Here is a 17,600-nt window from a genome sequence, read left to right as displayed (position 1 = left end):
ATCGGTCGAGGCTTCAATGGGGGGTCTGACCCCCATCATCGGCTCGGTCGATGTTCAGGCCGGCGTGATGGTCGAGACCGGAAAAGCCATCGTGAAGCGCGGCACGCGGACCGCGGTCAGCACCTTGCCGCGTGCCAGATCCGGGAACAGCGCGCTGTCGAACGCCCAGTCGGTGACCTTGGCAAAGGCGATGCTGCCCTTGGCGCTCGGCGCGTAGACGAACTGCTGGCCAGCATGGCGCTGCGCCAGGTTCAGCAGGAACTTCGGCAGCATCGACGTCGAGAACGGCAGCTTGACGCGACCGGGGCGGAAGCTGAAGCGGGCGAAGGTCTTGCCGTTCAGCGACGCGCTGAGGCGGTCCTCGCCGCCGTCACGGCCGTACTGGAAGTCGAAATCGCAGGCGTCCTTCGGGATGCCCCAGTTGCGGCGGCCGTTGACCACCGATTCGACGCTCGACACATAAATGCGGGTGATCGAGCGATGGCGCGCCGCACCGAACGCGAACGTGCCCGGGATGTACAGCAGTTCGCGGTACGGGCCGACGGCGGAATGCTCGTAATCCACCAGCATCACCATCGCGAAGCCGCCGCGGCGGGTGCCGCGCAGTTCGGCCGGCACGTGGCGCGGGTCGTCGAGCACCTCCTTCGGCAGCTTCACCAGCAGGATGTAGCCCTGCCCGGTCAGCTGCCACGGGGCGGGCGCGAGCGGAACGGTCGGCAAATCGGCATCGGCGACAAGCGTGATCATGCGGGCAACTTCAGGTGACGACGGAAAGGATTCAGCGCGGCCGGCCGCCGAGCAGGCGCGACGGCAGCAGCAGCATCGCGCGCAGGAATTCGAACAGGCCTTCGAACACGATGCCGACCAGCCGGAACGGCAGGCTGATCAGCCAGAACAGCGGGTACAGGATCAGCGCCAGCAGCGCGAGCGGCCAGCACAGCACGAACAGCAGCAGCCAGAGCACGAACTTGATCATGCCGAAATCGTGGGGATGACCGGCGCACCGTTCAATGACGCGCCGGTGCCGACCCCAAGGCCGGCGTCAATCCGGTCTCAGGCCTCGGCATCCGCCAGCTGCTTCTCGCGCTTCAGCGCATTCGCCGTTTCGCGCGCCGCGGCCACCATCGCCATGCGCGCGACGACGCCGTAGGCGTAGAAGCGGTTCGGCACGGCGTCCGGGTTCTGCGCGGTATCCGGGCAGTTGCACGGGTCGGCGAACGCCAGCGGCTGGAAGCTCGCGCCCGGCGCGTTCAGGTTTTCGGTGTTCGAACGGCCGCCGTGCACGCGATAGAAACCGCCGACGACATGCTTGTCGATCATGTAGACCACCGGCTCGGCGGTCGACTGGGCGTCGCCCCAGCGCTCGAAGGTGTAGACGCCTTCCTGGATGATCGCGCCGGTGACCTCGTTGCCTTCCTTGGCCGAGGCCATCTTCTTGCGGGCATCGCGGTTCATCGTGCGGATCTCGTCCGCGCTCTTCACCGTCATCACGCCCATGCCGTAAGTGCCGGCATCGGCCTTGACGATCACGAACGGCTCTTCCTTCACGCCGTACTCGCGGTACTTCTCGGCGATGTCCTCCAGCAGCAGTTCGACGTTCGACGCGAGGCAGTCCTCGCCTTCGCGGGTCTTGAAGTTGATCTGGCCGCAGTTGCGGAACAGCGGATCGACCCACCACGGGTCGATGCCGAGCAGCTTGCCGAACTCGGCCGCCACTTCGCGGTAGATGGCGAAGTGCTGCGTCTTCAGGCGCGTGCTCCAGCCGACGCCGAGCGGCGGAATCACCGGCTGCGCCAGCTGTTCGAGCACCGGCGGCCGGCCCGCCGACAGGTCGTTGTTCAGCAGCACCACGCACGGCCGGAAATCGCCGACGAAGACGCTGTCGCCCTCGCGCCGGATCGGCTCCAGATGCAGCGTGCGGCCGGAATCCAGGGTCAGCGTCTCCGGCTCGTGCAGGTCGGCCCGCAGCGAGCCGAGGCGCACGGTGTAGCCGGCCTTCTGGATCAGTCCTTGCAGCGTCGCGACGTTTTCCAGATAGAAGCGGTTGCGGGTGTGGTTTTCCGGCACCAGCAGCACGTCGCAGGCGCTCGACATGACGCGATCGAGCGCGGACTGGATCGCCTGCACGCACAGCGCGTCGAAATCGTGATTGAGGTTGTTGAAACCGCCCGGGAACAGGTTGGTATCGACCGGGGCCAGCTTGAAGCCGGCGTTGCGCAGGTCCACCGACGAATAGAACGGCGGCGGCGTCACCAGCCACTGGCTGCGGAACCAGCGCTCGATCTCCGCCGCGCGTTCCAGCAGCAGGCTTTCGAAGCGCAGCAGCGGGGCCGTCTGCGCCGTGGTCAGGTTCGGAACGGCGTGATGGGAAAGACTAGGCATGGCGGCATCTGCCAGCAGGGCGCGAGGTCTGCGCGGGGTCGGTAGCGTAACCGAATCTCCGATCGGCCCGGCCTGTTGTCGCGGTTGTCGGCAGGATTGGGGACGGCCGGACGAGTGTGCTACAAGTCCGACATTGCAGTCCGTCGAAACCGTCGACAAATCGGCGCTGTTCGAACGCTTTTCCGGGGCTTTCAAGGCCGTTGGCAGCGCCCATCGACAGCGCTTCCGCGCCTCGGGGCCGGTACCGCTTGACCACACGTGGCGTCTTGTTGACGCGGCCCGCGTGCCGTCTGCCTGGAAAGGGGCAGATCGGTGCTGGTCCGGCGGTTGCATCCGCAGATGATCCAGTCAGGGAGTTCGAGGGTGGCAACAGACACGCTGGCAGCCGTGAAGGTCATGGTGATCGACGATAGCCAGACCATCCGCCGCACCGCCGAAGCCTTGCTGGTGAAGGAAGGCTATACCGTGGTCACCGCTGCCGACGGCTTCGAGGCGCTGGCCAAGGTCGCCGACCAGGACCCGGACCTGATCTTCATCGACATCATGATGCCGCGCCTCGACGGCTATCAGGCCTGCGCGCTGATCAAGAGCAATCCGCGCTATGCCGGCACGCCGGTGATCATGCTGTCGTCGAAGGACGGCCTGTTCGATCGCGCCCGCGGCCGCATCGTCGGCAGCGACGAATACCTGACCAAGCCGTTCACCAAGGACGAACTGCTCGGCGCGGTGAAGGCCCACCTGGCGCGCAAGGCCGGCTGAGCGCGCGTGGACGCCCGCGTCGACCCTTCCGATCTGTCGTCCGCATGGTCGGCGCTGCGCGAGCAGCCGTTCGACCTGCTGCTGGCGATCGAACGCAGCCTGCGCAGCACCCGCACCGAAGCCGTCGCCCGTGATGACGGCGGCACCTGGACCGGCCTCGCCTTCCGCCTGCGCGATCGCTGGCTGCTGGCGCCGCGCGAGGACGTGCGCGAGATCAGCCCGCGCCCGCGCCTGACGCGCGTGCCCGGCGCGAAGCCCTGGCTGCTCGGCGTCGCCAACGTTCGCGGCGGCCTGCTGCCGGTGACCGACCTCGGCCAGTGGCTCGGCCATCCCGCCGTGACCGAAAGCCGCAACCAGCGCGTGCTGGTGCTGAACGCCGACGGCGTGCCGGCCGGCTTTCTGGTCGATGAAGTGGCCGGCTATCGCCAGTTCGCACCGGAGGACCAGAGCCCGATGGCCGCGGACGACCCGACGCTGGAACCATGGCGGATCGGCGCGTTCCAGCGCGATGGCCGCGACTGGCTGGCGATCTCGCTGCGCAAGCTGTCGCGCAGCGAAGCCTTCGTGCTGGCCGGAGCCTGAGCCATGGCCAGCCTGCGTGAATCCCCGCCAACGTTCGCGCCGCGCGCCGCGCAGCTCGCGAACGGCCTGCACTGGCTGCGTGGCGAGCTGGAACTGAGCCTGGTGCGGACCCGTGCGGCGCTCGAAGCCCATCTCGAAAGCGAAGGCGCGGATGGCGCCACGCATCTCGATGCGGCCGCCCATGAACTGAACCAGGTTCGCGGCACGCTGGCCGTGGTGCAGTGCTTCGGCGCCGAGCAGTTCGCACGCGAGATGCTGGCGCTGCTCGCGGTGCTGCGCGGTCTCGACGGCCGGCAGGACGAAGCGTTCTCGGCGCTGTCCGGCGCGACGCTGCAGCTGTCCGACTACATCGACCTGCTGGCGCACGGCGAGCAGGATCGCGCGCTGCTGCTGCAACCGGCGCTGAACGAGCTGCGCATCGCCCGCCAGCAGCCGCTGGTCACCGAAGCCGAGCTGTTCGCGAGCCAGGCCCAGCGCGAAGGACTGAGCCTGCGGCTGCCCACCGGCAGCGCGCTGATTCCGCCGCGCGAGTTCGATCTGGGCACCGCGCAGGCCCTGGCACGACGCGAGCTGCCGGGCTTCCAGTCGGCGTTCCTGCAGTGGTTCCGCGGCAGCGCGCCGGCGGAGGCGCTGAACCGCATGGCACGCATCGCCGACAGCGTGGCCCGCCATCTCGATGACCCCGAGCTGCGCACCCTGTGGCTCAGCTACTCGGTGCTCGCCGACAGCCTGCGCAGCACGGCTCCGGCCAGCGATTCGCTCGATCTCAAGCGCCTGCTCGGCCGCGCCGGCAGCCAGCTCAAGCTGCTGGCCGACACCGGCGAACATGCGGCGGCCTCGCAGGCCGGCGACACCGCCTGGCTGCTGCTGTTCCAGATCTCGCGGATGCCGCGCCCGATCGCCCGCGCCAGCGATCTGATCGAAGCGCTCGACCTTGCCGAGCACCTGCCGGCGCCGTCGCGGCTGGACGAACTGCGGCGCAAGCTGCGCAGCCCCGGCTCCGGCATTCTCGACCGCGTCTATGCCGAGATCCGGCGCGATTTCGCCGAGATCAAGGACAGCATCGATCTCGCCGTCCGCACCGGCGGCCGCGCCGTCGGCCACCTCGAGACCACGCCCGACCGTCTGCGCCGCCTCGCCAACACGCTGTCCGCGCTCGGCCTGCCGGCGCCGCAGCAGGCGCTGCTGAATCAGGCCCGCGTGCTGCAGGACGGCGGCACCGCGAACCCGCTGAACGCCGCCACCTGGATGGACGTGGCCACGGCCATCCTGAGAGTCGAGCACAGCCTCGAGGAAGCGCTGTTCCGCACGCTGGGCCGCAGCAGCGGTCCGCCGCGGGCCTATGCCGAAATCGAAGCCGAAGTGCCGCATGCGCAGGACCTGCGCAACAGCATCAAGGCGCTGCTGCGCGAATCGCTGATCGACTTCGCGCAGCTCAAGACCGAAGTCGATCACTGGCTGCGCGACAACGACTGCGCCGCGCTGGCCGACGTGCCCCTCCATCTCCACGCCGTCGCCGCCGGACTCGCCGTGCTCGGCCACGAGGCGGCCAGCGCGCAGATCGACCGGCTCGAACGCTACGTCGCCAGCGGCTGCCTCGGCGCAGCGCATGGCGATCCGGCCGAACAGGATCGCTTCGCCGATGCCGTGTCCTGCGTCGAGGTCTATCTCGAAGCCCTGCGCGACGGCTTGCCGAACCCCGGCCGCATCGTCGACGAACTGGCGCGCTACATCGCGCGGCTCGATTTCACCCGCGCTGCCGAGGCTGCCGAGGCCGCCGGAAGCGCTGATCCGGCAACGTCGGCCGCCGCTGAAATCCCGGCGGTGGCCGAACCGGTCGCTGCGGTCGTCGACGAAGGCGCCAGCGCCGGGCTTGACCCGGAGATGCGCGACATCTTCATCGACGAAGCCGCGGACGTGCTGGCCGAACTCGAACGGCAGCTGCCATCGTTCCGGCGCGACCCGGGCAACCGCGACACCCTGGGCCACGTGCGCCGCGCCTTCCACACCCTGAAGGGCAGCGGCCGCATGGTCGGCGCGCTGCGCATCGGCGATTTCGGCTGGGCCATCGAGAACCTGCTGAACCGCTGCCTCGAAGGCGCACGCAGCGCCGATGACGACATCGTTGGCGTCGTCACCCGCGCGATCAAGCTGCTGCCGGGCCTGATCGACGGCTTCCGCGCCGAAGCGGCCGGCGCCGATGCGCCGGAAGATCCGGGCGTGGCCTCGCTGATCGCGCTGGCCGGGCAGCTCGCCAGCGGCAAGCCGGCACCGGAAGTCGACATGCGCGCGGTGTTCTGCGACGACGCGCGCGAACGCCTGGCGGCAGTGCGCCAGTGGCTCGAAAGCCGCGATCTCGCCGACGGCGAATTCGAACTGGATGCCGACGTCATCCGCGCGTTCCACACGCTGCGCGGCAGTGCCGCCGTGGTCAACGCGGTGGCGATCAGCCGGCTCGCCGGGCTGGTCGAGAACGCCTGCAACGACCTGCGCCTGCACGGTCGCGCGCTGCCGGCGACCGGCCTGCCGCTGCTGGCCGATGTCGTGCAGACGCTGCTCGGCTGGGTCGACCGCTTCGCGGCCGACGAACTGCTGCCGGACGATGCCGCCGATGCCTGGGAAGCGCGCCTGGCGCGGATTGGATCCGCGTCTGATCCGGCGTCCGGGGCCGACGCGGCGGCGCCGACCGCACCTGCGGCACCGGCATGGCCGGTGGTCGACGGCGACTTCGCGATGGCCGCGCTCGATCGGCTTCAGGCACTCGAAGGCCGGCTGCGCGTCTGGGCCGAGCCCGATGCCGCTCGCGACACCGCGTTCGCGCTGTTCGAGGGCTGCACCCGCCTCGCCGCCGATGCCGAACGCTCGAACGTCCCGTCGCTGCAGCCGCTGGCCGCAGCACTCGCCAGTCATTTCGAAGCCTGGCATCAGGCGGCACCGGCCCAGCCGGACCGCGTCGGCATCAGCGCCTTGCTGGAGATCGTCGAAGCGCTGTACCAGCAGCTTGATCGATACCGCGATGGCGAACACGCGGACGCGCTGGCGCAGGTGCCGGACGCGCTGGCGCGGATCGCCGCCCTCGCGGGTCCTGAAGCGCTCGCCCCGGCACCGCTGCACGACACGCCGCCGGACAGCGCCTTCGATCTGCGGCTCGACGACTTCGACGACCTGCAGCCGGATGCCCAGCCGGACGCCCAGCCGGATGCCGAGGCCGAGGCCGTCCCCGAAGCGGACGCGCCGCGGCCGGTTCCCGAAACCGGGGAAACCGCGGCAGCGGAGCCGGTCGACGCCGAACTGGCCGACATCTTCCTTGGCGAAGCGCAGGAACTGCTCGACGAACTGGCGCTGCGCGTGCCGATCTGGGCTGGCGATGCCTTCGATGACGCGTGGCTGGCTGCGCTGCGCCGCGACCTGCACACCTTGAAAGGCAGCGCCCGCATGGCCGGCGCCGCCGGCATCGGCGATGTCGCGCACCGGCTGGAATCGCTGATCGAACAGCCGCAACTGCTGACGCCCGCGCAGCTGATCGGCGCCTTCGATGCCGGCCTCCACGGCCTGCAGAACCAGGTCGACGCGCTGCGCGCCGGTGATCGTCCATGGGCTGCTCCGACCCTGGCCGCGATTGCCGCCGCGCTGCTGCCGCCGCCGGCCGTCGTCGCGGCGATCGAGCCGTCGCCCGCGCCGAGCGATGCGGCGGCCACGGTCGCCGAGGCCGCACCGGCTCTGCAAGAGGACGCGCCGCTGGAACCGATTGCGCCGGCAAGCGACGCGCCGCCGGTGTTCGACCTGAGCCTGGAACCGCTGCTGCCGCCGAGCTTCGAGACGCCTGCGGCTGCCGACACGCCGTTCGCGTCCGATGCGCCGCTGACGGCCCTGATCGAACCCCTGATCGAACCGCTGATCGAGCCGCTGATTGAGCCCCTGATCGAGCCGGTCATCGAGCCCGTGCTCGAGCCGGTCGTCGATCCGGTGATCGACGAACCGCTCGCGTTCGCGGATCAGCTGCCGCAGGCCTTGCCGGACGCAATGCTCGACGAACGTCCGACGATCGACCTGCTGGCGACCGATCTGTCGATGGCCGCGCCGTCGCTGGTCGAGGCGCTGGCGTTCATCGAGCCGGATCCGGTGCCGCTGCCCGCGGACCCGCCGGCAGCTGTCGCCGAGGTTGCCGGCGAACCGCTCGCGCCGGCCGCATTCGAGCCGGTGCTTGAAGCCGTCGAAGCACCGGAAGCCGAGCCGGCCCGCGAATCGATCGGTGCGGATGCCCCGATCGCGGACGCGGAAGCCGCGCCGCTGCCGGAACCGTCCGCCTTCACCAGCCCGGACATCGCCGCGCTCGCCGCGGCACCCGAGCCCGCGTTCGAAGCGGCGGCGCGCAATTTCGAAACCAGCCCGGCGGTCGCCTACGACGAGGAGATCGGCGACATCTTTGCCGCAGAGGCGGCGGAACTGCTCGAAACGCTTGATGCCGCGTTCGAGGGCTGGCAGAACGGCGATGCCGGCGAATCGGTGCGGGTGTTCCAGCGCGCACTGCACACGCTGAAGGGCGGCGCGCGCATGGCCGGCATCGAATCGATGGCGAGCCGGGCGCACGAGCTGGAATCGCGGGTCAATGCGGTGACGCTCACCGGCGATTTCCCGGATGTCGACACGTTCGCCCAGCTCCGCGGCGGTCTTGAAAGCCTGCAGCAGATGGGGGACCAGCTGCGGCGCGGCGAGGCGGAGCTGCTGGCCGCCAGCTCGGCAGCACCGCCGGCGGTGATCGCGGATGCCGTCGCGGCAGCGGTGGTGCCGCCTGCGGCGGATCCGTTCCCACCAGCGCCGGCAGCGCGCCCGACCCAGTTCGCGCCCGCGCTGTACTGGCAGCCAGAGGACGAGGCCGAAGCGGCCGTCGCCCGGCGCGAATCGGCGCGCGTGCCGGTCGATCTGCTCGACACGCTGCTGAACGAAGCCGGCGAGATCTCGATCTACCGCTCGCGGCTCGAAGAACACAACGCGGCGCTGAAGAACCAGCTCGCGGAAATGACGCAGACCATCAGCCGCGTGCGCGAGCAGTTGCGGATGATGGACATCGAGACTGAAGCGCAGATCGCCGCGCGCGGCCTGACGCCGGGCAGCGGCGAACGGCCGGATGACCGCTACGCCGCCGATTTCGATCCTTTGGAGATGGATCGCTACTCGCGCATGCAGGAGCTGTCTCGGGCGCTGGCCGAGTCGATCGGCGACCTCGGTTCGCTGCACGCGACGATGGATGAAGCCGTCGGCGGTGCCGAAGCGCTGCTGCAGCAGCAGAGCCGGATCACCACCGATGTCCAGCAGGGCCTGATGGGCACGCTGATGGTGCCGTTCGCGCGCCAGATGCAGCGCCTGCTGCGCGTGGTGCGGCAGACGGCGCAGGAGAACGGCAAGCAGGCCGACCTGAGCTTTGCCGGCGCCGAAGCGGAACTCGATCGCAACGTGCTCGAACGGATGACCGCGCCGCTCGAGCATCTGCTGCGCAATGCCGTGGTCCACGGCATCGAACCGGCGGCGCGGCGCCTGGCGCTCGGCAAGCCGGCCACCGGCGCGATCCGCGTGATCCTGTCGCGCGATGGCTCGCAGCTGCTGGTCGAGGTGTCGGACGATGGCGGCGGGCTCGATTTCGCGGCGATCCGCGGCAAGGCGATCGAACGCGGCCTGATGGCGCCCGAAACCGAGCTGAGCGACGACGCCCTCGCCCGCTTCATCTTCGAGCCCGGCTTCTCCACCGCCAGCCGGCTGACGCAGGACGCCGGCCGCGGCATCGGCATGGATGTCGTCGCCAATCAGGTCAAGCAGCTCGGCGGCACGCTGGAGCTGCGCTCGCAGGTCGGCCTCGGCACCCGTTTCCTCGTGCGCCTGCCGCTGAGCCTCGCGGTGTCGCAGGCGCTGCTGGTGACGATCGGCCAGGAAATCTACGCCGTGCCGCTGCCGTCGATCGAAGGCATCGGACGCATTCCGCGCACCGAACTGGCCAACTTCTATCGTGATGACGGCCCGCTGTATCGCTATGGGGACCGCGCCTACAAGGTTCGCTATCTCGGCGACTACGTCGACGTGCCGCGCCCGGCCGATGGCGACAGCCGCTCGCTCAGCACCATCCTCGTGCGCCTCGGCGACGGCCTCGGCAGCGGTGCCGAGCGGCGCGTGGCTCTCGTGGTCGACAGCCTGATCGGCAACCGCGAGATCGTGACCAAGGCCGCCGGACCGCAGATCAGCGCGATCACCGGCATCACCGGTGCCACGATCCTCGCCGATGGCCGCGTGGTGCTGATTCTCGACGTGCCGGCGCTGGTCGCCGAACGCGATCGCCGCGCGCTGCTGGCCGAAGCGGTGCAGCGGATCGAGACGCGCGCCCGCGACGAACGCGCGACGGTGCTGGTGGTCGATGACTCGATCACGATGCGCCGCGTCGCCGAGCGGCTGCTGGTTCGCCACGGCTACCGCGTGCTGACCGCGAAGGACGGCCTCGACGCCATGGCGCTGCTGCAGACCGAAGTGCCGGCCAGCGTGCTGCTGGACATCGAGATGCCGCGTGCCGATGGCTTCGAAGTGGCCGCGTTCATGCGCAACAGCGAACGGCTGAAGGCGGTGCCGATCGTCATGATCACATCGCGTTCGGGCGACAAGCATCGCGAGCGGGCCCGCGTGCTCGGGGTCGATCGCTACCTGATCAAGCCGTATCAGGAAGACCAGCTGCTGGGCGAAGTGCGCACGCTGATCGGCCATGCGGAGGCGCGTCGCCATGGTTGATGCGAATCCGGGCGCAGCGCCCGTCGTCGCCGGCGATCAGCTGTACGCGGTGCTGATCTCGGTGCTCAACGACACGCTGCTGCTGCCGAATCTGGCGATTGCCGAAGTGGTGTCGCCGGACGCGCTGAAGGTGCCGGCGTTCAGCGATCCCGGCGCCGAAGCCGACTGGTACGCCGGCAGCCTGACCTGGTCCGGCATTGAAGTGCCCGTGGTGCGCTTCGAACGCCTGAACGGCGGCGGGCTCGAAGGCCCGGGCCGGCGCACGCGCGTGGTGATCCTCAATGCCGTCGGTCACGGCAGCACTGGCGGCGCGGCACGCCGCTTCGGCGTGATCTGCGAAGGCTACCCGCACCTGCTGACCCTGAACCGCGCGGCGATCCGCGCCACCGGGCTGCGACCGGGCGACGACGCGGAGCTGGTGCTGAATCGCGCCCGCGTCGCCAGCCAGGAAACGCTGATTCCGGATCTGGCGGCGATCGAGCGGCGCATCAGCCGCCTGCTGGCGCCGGCCGCATGACGCGCGCCGGACGGGTCTTGAACCGCGACACGTCGACCCTAGCGTTGCGGCAAGGGCGAAATGCCCATGACCCCGACCGACAGGAGACTCTCATGACCACCATGATCCGCGAACGCCACTTTGCGCCCTGGGCTCTGCACCGGGAACTGCTGAACGAACTGAACCGCTACGTCAGCGGCGATGTCGCCACCGCCAACGACGCCTCGAGCGCCGCCACCGCCGACTGGGCGCCGGCCGTCGACATCGAGGAATACGCCGACCGCTTCGTGCTGTACGCCGACGTGCCGGGCATCGACCCGGCGTCGATCGAAGTCACGCTCGACAAGGGCGTGCTGAGCCTCAGCGGCTCGCGCGAGAAGCCGGTCGATCCGGCCGGCGTCGAGCGCCGCCGCAGCGAGCGCGCGACCGGACGCTTCTTCCGCCGCTTCTCGCTGCCGGACACGGTCGATTCCGACTCGGTCAGCGCCCGCGGCAACAACGGCGTGCTGGAAGTGGTGATCCCGAAGCGGCCGGCGGCCCAGCCGCGCCGGATCGCCGTGACCCACTGATTGCCCATTGATCTTCGTCAACGGGTTGCCGTGAAGTACATTGCGGGGCATCGCGGCGCAACCTGCCGCGATGCCCCGCACCTGTTTTGACGGACGCAATGGAATACAAGGATTACTACAAGATTCTCGGCGTGCCCCGCACCGCCAGCGAGGCGGAGATCAAGCGCGCCTATCGCAAGCTGGCGCGCGAGTTTCACCCGGACAAGAACCAGGCGAAGGACGCCGAGGAGCGGTTCAAGACGATCAACGAGGCCAACGAAGTGCTCGGCGATCCGAAGAAGCGCGCGGCCTACGATCAGCTCGGTCCCAACTGGCAGAACGGCCAGCGCTTCACGCCGCCGCCGGGCTGGGGCGGCGCGCGAGCCGGCTTCGGTGGCGACAGCGGCGGCTTTTCCGACTTCTTCTCGACGCTGTTCGGCAATGCCGGCGGACCGGCGGGCTACGGCGGCGGCTTCGAGGACGTCAGCAGCAGCTTCGGCGGCGCCCGCGACCAGCAGGCGCGGCTGGCGATCTCGCTCGAAGATTCGTTCAACGGCGCCACGCGCAGCGTGACGCTCGGCACCCGCACCCTGAGCGTGCGGATTCCGAAAGGCGTGGCCGCCGGCCAGAGCATCCGCCTGAGCGGACAGGCGCCGCGCGGTGGCGACGTGCTGCTGGAACTGAGCTTCTCGCCGCATCCGGTGTTCCGGCCGGAAGGCAAGGACCTGCACATGACCCTGAACGTGGCACCGTGGGAAGCGGCGCTCGGCAGCGCCGTGCCGGTGACGACGCTTGGCGGCACGGTCGAACTGAACCTGCCGCCCGGCACGCTGTCTGGACGACGGTTGCGGCTGAAAGGCCGCGGCCTGCCCGGCTCGCCGGCCGGCGACCAGTTCGTCACCATCCAGATCAACACGCCGGCGCCGGAAACGGATGCCCAGCGGCAGATTTACACGCAGATGCGGGTCTTGTTCCCGAATTACGACCCGCGAGCATGACCCTTCGCACGTTTTGAGCCGTCCGGGCGTCAAAAAGGGCGACTTGAGGCGCAGGGCGCGGCACAATGTTGGTTTTCCCGCCGTTCGGCGGTCCGCCTGCCCGGCACGCCGGTCGCGCGGTCCGGATGGCGGCGGATTGTTCGATCGATCTTGAGACAGGGCCTGATGACGATGGCACGCGACAACTTCAGCAAGTTACTGGCGGTGACGCCGGCCGCGAGCCCGCTGTCGTTTGCGTTGAACACGCGGCGCTGCCTGCCGTTGAGCCTCGGCCCGGGGGTTGACGCGCTCGAAGGCACCGACCCGGCCGATGCGGCCGCGTTCCACCGCTGGATCCTGCGCCGGCTGCGCGCCGCCAATGCCGACTTCGCCGCCGGCGGCTATGGCGAAGACCGCGCGCTGTACCGGATGAGCGATCTCTACGGCACCGGCTCGGAAGAGCCGCGCACGATCCACCTCGGCCTCGACCTGTGGCTGTCGGCCGGCACCGTGGTCCACGCCGTGCTGCCGGGCGTCGTGCATTCGACGCGCGACAACAAGGAGTTCGGCGACTACGGCCCGACCGTGATCTTCGAGCACGAGATCGGCGGCTACCGCTTCCACACGCTGTACGGCCATCTGTCGCGGCAGTCGCTGCAGCTGTGCAAGCGCGGCCGCGAGGTGGCGATCGGCGAGCCGATCGGCTGGCTCGGCCAGCCGCACGAGAACGTCGGCTGGGCGCCGCACCTGCACTTCCAGATCATCCGCGAGCTGGATGGCCGCGAAGGCGACTATCCGGGCGTCTGCCGCGCGTCGGAGAAAGCGACCTGGCTTGCCCGCTGCCCGGACCCGAACCTGCTGCTGAGGATCGATGCGCTGAAGAAGCCGGTGCGCCGCAGCCGCGCCGCCGCGGCGCCGAAGAAGCGGGCCGGCACGGGCGGCTAGCCGCACGCCGCCACGGTCGCTGCAACGATGCCCGCCCCGTGCGGGCATTTTCTTGTGCCGCGTCCGACCGGCGGCGCGCCGGCCGATCTGGTCGCGGACAGACCTCGTGGTGATAATCGGATGTCGGCTGCCCGCAGCAGACCGGCCATAACCAAGAACCAACACAGGGGAGACTGCGATGAGCCTGATTCCGGCGCTGGATGCCGTGCTGCGGCGTGCCACCGAAGACCACGGCGTTCCGGGCCTCGTGGCGCTGGTCGCCGACCGCAGCGGCGTGATCTACGAAGGCGCGGCCGGTGTCCGCAGTCACGGCGGCAGTACCGCGATGACGCTCGACACCATCCTGTGGTTCGCGTCGATGACCAAGGCGATCACCGCCAGCGCCGCGATGCAGCTGGTCGAACAGGGCCGGCTCGATCTCGATGCGCCGGCCGGCACGGTGCTGCCGGAACTCGGCCGCGTGCAGGTCCGCACCGGCTGGGCCGCGGACGGCACGCCGCTGCTGCGTGCACCGCAGGCGCCGATCACCTTGCGCAACCTGCTGACCCACACCTGCGGCTTCGCCTACGAGTTCTTCCACGCCGATGTCGACCGCGAACTGACTGCGGCCGGCAAGAGCGGTGTCGTCTCCGGCACGTTCGCGACGATGGACCGCGCGCTGGTCGCCGATCCCGGCCGCGAATGGCATTACGGCATCGGCCTCGACTGGGCCGGCCGGATGGTCGAAGCGGTCAGCGGCCTCCGGCTGCGCGACTACTGCGCCCGCCATCTGTTCGAGCCGCTCGGTATGCACGACGTCAGCTTCGCGCTGAATGCGGAGCAGCTCTCGCGCGCCAGCGCCATGCATGCGCGCCTGCCGGACGGCAGCCTGCGGACGATCCCGTTCGGCATTCCGCCGAATGCGGAAGTCGACATGGGGGGCCATGCGCTGTCCGGTCGCTTGCCGGACTATCTGCGCTTCCTGCGTGCGATCCTCAACGGCGGCGTGCTCGACGGCAACCGCGTGCTGAAGGCCGACACGGTGGCGCTGATGCGCCAGAACCACATCGGCAGCCTGACCATCCCGCCGCTCAAGACTCACCTGCCGCAACTGACGAACGACTTCACGCCGTTCCCCGGCATGGCCTGCCAATGGGGCCTGAGCTTCCTGATCAACCCCGAGCCCGTCCCCGGCGGCCGCGCCGCCGGCAGCCTGACCTGGGCCGGCCTGCCGAACGCCTATTTCTGGATCGACCCCGCCTCCGGCGTCACCGCGGTGATCGCGGCCCAGATCCTGCCGTTCTACGACGCGAAGGTGGCCGCCGCACTCGGCGAGTTCGAAGCCACGCTGTATCGCCACCGCTGACGGCGGCAGGCCGATGTCGGCTCCGAGCCATGTCCGCGGCGCCACCGCGACGCCGCGCCTGGCGCAGACCATCGGCCAGCGGTTCGACGAGGCCTGCGCCCGTCACGCGGCGCGCGAGGCGATCGTCAGCGCGCATCAGCGGCGGCGCCTGCGCTATGCCGAGCTGCGCGAGACGGTTGACGCACTGGCCTGCGCCCTGCTGCGCCTTGGCCTGCAGCCGGGCGACCGCGTGGCGCTGTGGAGCCCGAACAATCTGGAGTGGGCGATCACCCAGTTCGCGACGGCGAAAGCCGGGCTGGTTCTGGTCACCATCAACCCGGCGTACCGGCTCGGCGAGCTGGAATACGCGCTGAACAAGGTCGGCTGTCAGGCGCTGGTCACCGCGCCGTCGTTCAAGGGCGGCGACTATCTGGCGATGCTCGCCGCGCTGGCACCGGAACTTGCGCACTGTGCGCCCGGCGCGCTGCAGTCGGCGCGGCTGCCGGCGCTGCGCACGGTGATCCGGCTCGGGCCCGAGCCGACACCGGGCACGCTGAACTTCGAGGCGCTGCTGACCGCCCCGAGCGCGGCCGAACGCGCCGCGCTGCAGACGCTCGGCGAGCGGCTGCAGGCGCAGGACCCGATCAACATCCAGTTCACGTCCGGCACCACCGGCAGCCCGAAAGGCGCGACGCTGTCGCATCACAACATCCTGAACAACGGCTACTTCACCGGCGAAGGCATCGGCCTGGTGCCGGGCGATCGGGTCTGCATCCCGGTGCCGCTGTATCACTGCTTCGGCATGGTCATGGGCAACCTCGGGGCGCTGACCCACGGCGCGACGATGGTCTACCCGTCCGATGCCTTCGATCCGCTGGCGACCTTGCGCTGCGTGGCAGCGGAACGCTGCACCGCGCTGTACGGCGTGCCGACGATGTTCATCGCGCAGCTCGAGCATCCGTCCTTCGCCGAACACGATCTCGGCACCCTGCGCACCGGCATCATGGCCGGCAGCCCGTGCCCGGTGGCGGTGATGCAGGCGGTGATCGAGCGCATGCACCTGCGCGGCATCACCATCGCCTACGGCATGACCGAGACTTCGCCGGTCTCGTTCCAGACCGCGCTCGACGATCCGATCGACTGTCGCGTGGCCACCGTCGGCCGCGTCCATCCGCACTGCGAGGTCAAGATCGTCGATGCCGATGGCCGCACCGTGCCGCGCGGCGTGACCGGCGAGCTGTGCACGCGCGGCTACTCGGTGATGCTCGGCTACTGGGGCGACGACGCGAAGACCCGCGACGCGATCGACGCCGATGGCTGGATGCATACCGGCGATCTGGCGTCGATCGACGACGACGGCTATGGCCGGATCACCGGGCGGATCAAGGACATGGTCATCCGCGGCGGCGAGAACCTGTATCCGCGCGAAATCGAGGAATTCCTGCATCGCCACCCGGCCGTGGCCGACGTGCAGGTCGTCGGCGTGCCGGACGCGCGCTACGGCGAGGAATTGTGCGCCTGGATCATCCTGCGCCCGGGGATGACGGCCAGCGAAGCGGACATCCGCGCGCACTGCCGCGGCCAGATCTCGCACCACAAGATTCCGCGCCACTTGCGCTTCGTCGAGGCCTTTCCGATGACGGTGACCGGCAAGGTGCAGAAGTACCTGATCCGCGAGGCGATGCTGAAGGAACTGAGCGCCGCGCAGGCCTGAGCCGGCGCGGCGACCGGCTTCAGCCGAGCAGCACCTGCACCACGCCGACGAGGCTGCCGACCATCAGGATGGCCGTCGCGATGAAGCCGATCAGGAAGCCGGCGCTGCGCTTGGCCGCCGCCTGGTAATAGCCGATGGCATACGCGATGCGGCCAACCAGCCAGACCGCGCCGACGATGCCCGCCCAGACGTCGCTGACATAGATCGCGAACAGCCACAGCGACGGCAGGAACATCAAGGCGCCCTCGAGCGTGTTGACCTGTACGCGCAGGGCCCGCTCGAAGCCTTCCGGCCCGGTGGTGGCGGGCGCCTTCACGCCGTAGCGACCGCGGGCACGACCGACGCCGATCATCACGGCGAGCAGCAGGAACATCGTCAATACGGTGATCAGGGCGGCATGGTTCATCGGGCAGGTCCGGGTCGGGTGGCGGCAGTGCGACAGCGGCTTCAGGTTCGCGACGCGCCGACCGGCAGCCGCGCGATGCGCTGCATGTCGTCGCGGGCGAGGAGAGCGGGATCATCGAGGCAGGCGCGGGCGAAAGCCATGCCGTCGACGCCCCAGAAGGCTTCGCCGTCGATCACGAGCGTCGGCACGCCGAATACGCCGGCAGCGACGGCGCTTTCGGTGTTCGCACGCAAGGCCTGCTTCACGGCCGGGGCATCGAGGGCGGAAAGCGGGATCGACAGGCGCTCGGCCAGTGCCGCGATCACGGCCGGATCGGCGAGATCGGCACCGGAGGTCCAGACCGTCTCGAAGATCGCGGCCACGGCTTCGCGGGTCACGCCGGCGGCGAGCGCCAGCCGCAGGTACGGCAGCGGGTTGAACGGGTGCGCGGCAGGCGCCTCGAACGGAATGCCGTGCTGCCGCGCGTGCCACAGGCACCAGCGATAGGTCCAGACGCGCTTGGCCGGGATCTCGGCCGGGCCCTTCTGGCCCCAGTGATTCAGCAGGCCGGCAAACAGCACCGGCTTCAGCCGAGTCTCGGCCGGCAGCGCGTCCAGCTTCAGGAACGCGAAGTAGGCGTACGGCGAGATGACATCGAAGTACCAGTCGATCGTGCGCATGGGTCTTTGCCTCGGAGCCGCCGCCGGGGATGCGAGGGTC

At 69.7% G+C, this 17,600-nt stretch carries 14 protein-coding genes; 9 read left to right on the top strand and 5 right to left on the bottom strand.

Annotated elements, in window-relative coordinates:
• Window positions 1–54: 54 nt before the first annotated feature.
• From QZ951_RS02870 to gshA, 3 genes are all read right to left on the bottom strand, one after another.
• Window positions 55–747, bottom strand: coding sequence for an acetoacetate decarboxylase family protein (locus QZ951_RS02870; RefSeq protein ID WP_292998355.1), 693 nt, complete (start codon window positions 745–747; stop codon window positions 55–57).
• Window positions 748–778: 31 nt separating this feature from the next.
• Window positions 779–976, bottom strand: a complete 198-nt coding sequence (locus tag QZ951_RS02865; protein WP_292998353.1) for a hypothetical protein — start codon at window positions 974–976, stop codon at window positions 779–781.
• 77 nt (window positions 977–1,053) lie between these two features.
• Window positions 1,054–2,382 (bottom strand): glutamate--cysteine ligase, encoded by a 1,329-nt coding sequence (gene gshA / locus QZ951_RS02860; RefSeq protein ID WP_292998351.1) that lies wholly within the window; start codon window positions 2,380–2,382, stop codon window positions 1,054–1,056.
• A gap of 396 nt (window positions 2,383–2,778) precedes the next feature.
• Here gshA and QZ951_RS02855 point away from each other — a divergent pair, with 396 nt between their 5' ends.
• From QZ951_RS02855 to QZ951_RS02815, 9 genes are all read left to right on the top strand, one after another.
• Window positions 2,779–3,141, top strand: coding sequence for a response regulator (locus tag QZ951_RS02855; protein ID WP_292999043.1), 363 nt, complete (start codon window positions 2,779–2,781; stop codon window positions 3,139–3,141).
• 6 nt (window positions 3,142–3,147) lie between these two features.
• Complete coding sequence (locus tag QZ951_RS02850; RefSeq protein WP_292998349.1) at window positions 3,148–3,723, top strand: chemotaxis protein CheW; 576 nt, start codon at window positions 3,148–3,150, stop codon at window positions 3,721–3,723.
• A gap of 3 nt (window positions 3,724–3,726) precedes the next feature.
• Window positions 3,727–10,491: an Hpt domain-containing protein gene (locus QZ951_RS02845; RefSeq protein WP_292998347.1), complete on the top strand. Its 6,765-nt coding sequence runs from the start codon at window positions 3,727–3,729 to the stop codon at window positions 10,489–10,491.
• On the top strand, window positions 10,484–11,008 hold the full coding sequence (locus tag QZ951_RS02840) for a chemotaxis protein CheW (RefSeq protein WP_292998345.1): 525 nt from the start codon (window positions 10,484–10,486) through the stop codon (window positions 11,006–11,008). Before QZ951_RS02845 ends, QZ951_RS02840 begins: the two co-directional genes overlap by 8 nt.
• Before the next feature lie 101 nt (window positions 11,009–11,109).
• Complete coding sequence (locus QZ951_RS02835) at window positions 11,110–11,556, top strand: Hsp20/alpha crystallin family protein (protein ID WP_366943788.1); 447 nt, start codon at window positions 11,110–11,112, stop codon at window positions 11,554–11,556.
• Between the two features lie 98 nt (window positions 11,557–11,654).
• On the top strand, window positions 11,655–12,533 hold the full coding sequence (locus QZ951_RS02830; protein WP_292998341.1) for a DnaJ C-terminal domain-containing protein: 879 nt from the start codon (window positions 11,655–11,657) through the stop codon (window positions 12,531–12,533).
• Between the two features lie 165 nt (window positions 12,534–12,698).
• A complete protein-coding gene (locus tag QZ951_RS02825) occupies window positions 12,699–13,457 on the top strand; it encodes a peptidoglycan DD-metalloendopeptidase family protein (RefSeq protein WP_292998339.1) in 759 nt (252 codons plus the stop codon).
• A gap of 178 nt (window positions 13,458–13,635) precedes the next feature.
• A complete protein-coding gene (locus QZ951_RS02820) occupies window positions 13,636–14,802 on the top strand; it encodes a serine hydrolase (RefSeq protein WP_292998338.1) in 1,167 nt (388 codons plus the stop codon).
• Between the two features lie 13 nt (window positions 14,803–14,815).
• On the top strand, window positions 14,816–16,495 hold the full coding sequence (locus QZ951_RS02815; protein WP_292998336.1) for an AMP-binding protein: 1,680 nt from the start codon (window positions 14,816–14,818) through the stop codon (window positions 16,493–16,495).
• Between the two features lie 19 nt (window positions 16,496–16,514).
• Here QZ951_RS02815 and QZ951_RS02810 read toward each other — a convergent pair whose 3' ends face one another.
• Both QZ951_RS02810 and QZ951_RS02805 read right to left on the bottom strand, forming a co-directional pair.
• Window positions 16,515–16,901, bottom strand: a complete 387-nt coding sequence (locus tag QZ951_RS02810; protein WP_292998334.1) for an MAPEG family protein — start codon at window positions 16,899–16,901, stop codon at window positions 16,515–16,517.
• Between the two features lie 41 nt (window positions 16,902–16,942).
• The gene (locus QZ951_RS02805) at window positions 16,943–17,560 is read right to left on the bottom strand and encodes a 2-hydroxychromene-2-carboxylate isomerase (RefSeq protein ID WP_292998332.1); all 618 of its coding nucleotides are present in this window, start codon (window positions 17,558–17,560) and stop codon (window positions 16,943–16,945) included.
• Window positions 17,561–17,600 lie beyond the last annotated feature (40 nt).

It is taken from the genome of Nevskia sp. (assembly GCF_021732705.1).
In the GTDB taxonomy this organism is placed as follows: Bacteria; Pseudomonadota; Gammaproteobacteria; order Nevskiales; family Nevskiaceae; genus Nevskia.
The sequence above is the reverse complement of the archived record's forward strand: the minus strand, read 5'-3'. Positions and strand labels throughout refer to the sequence as shown.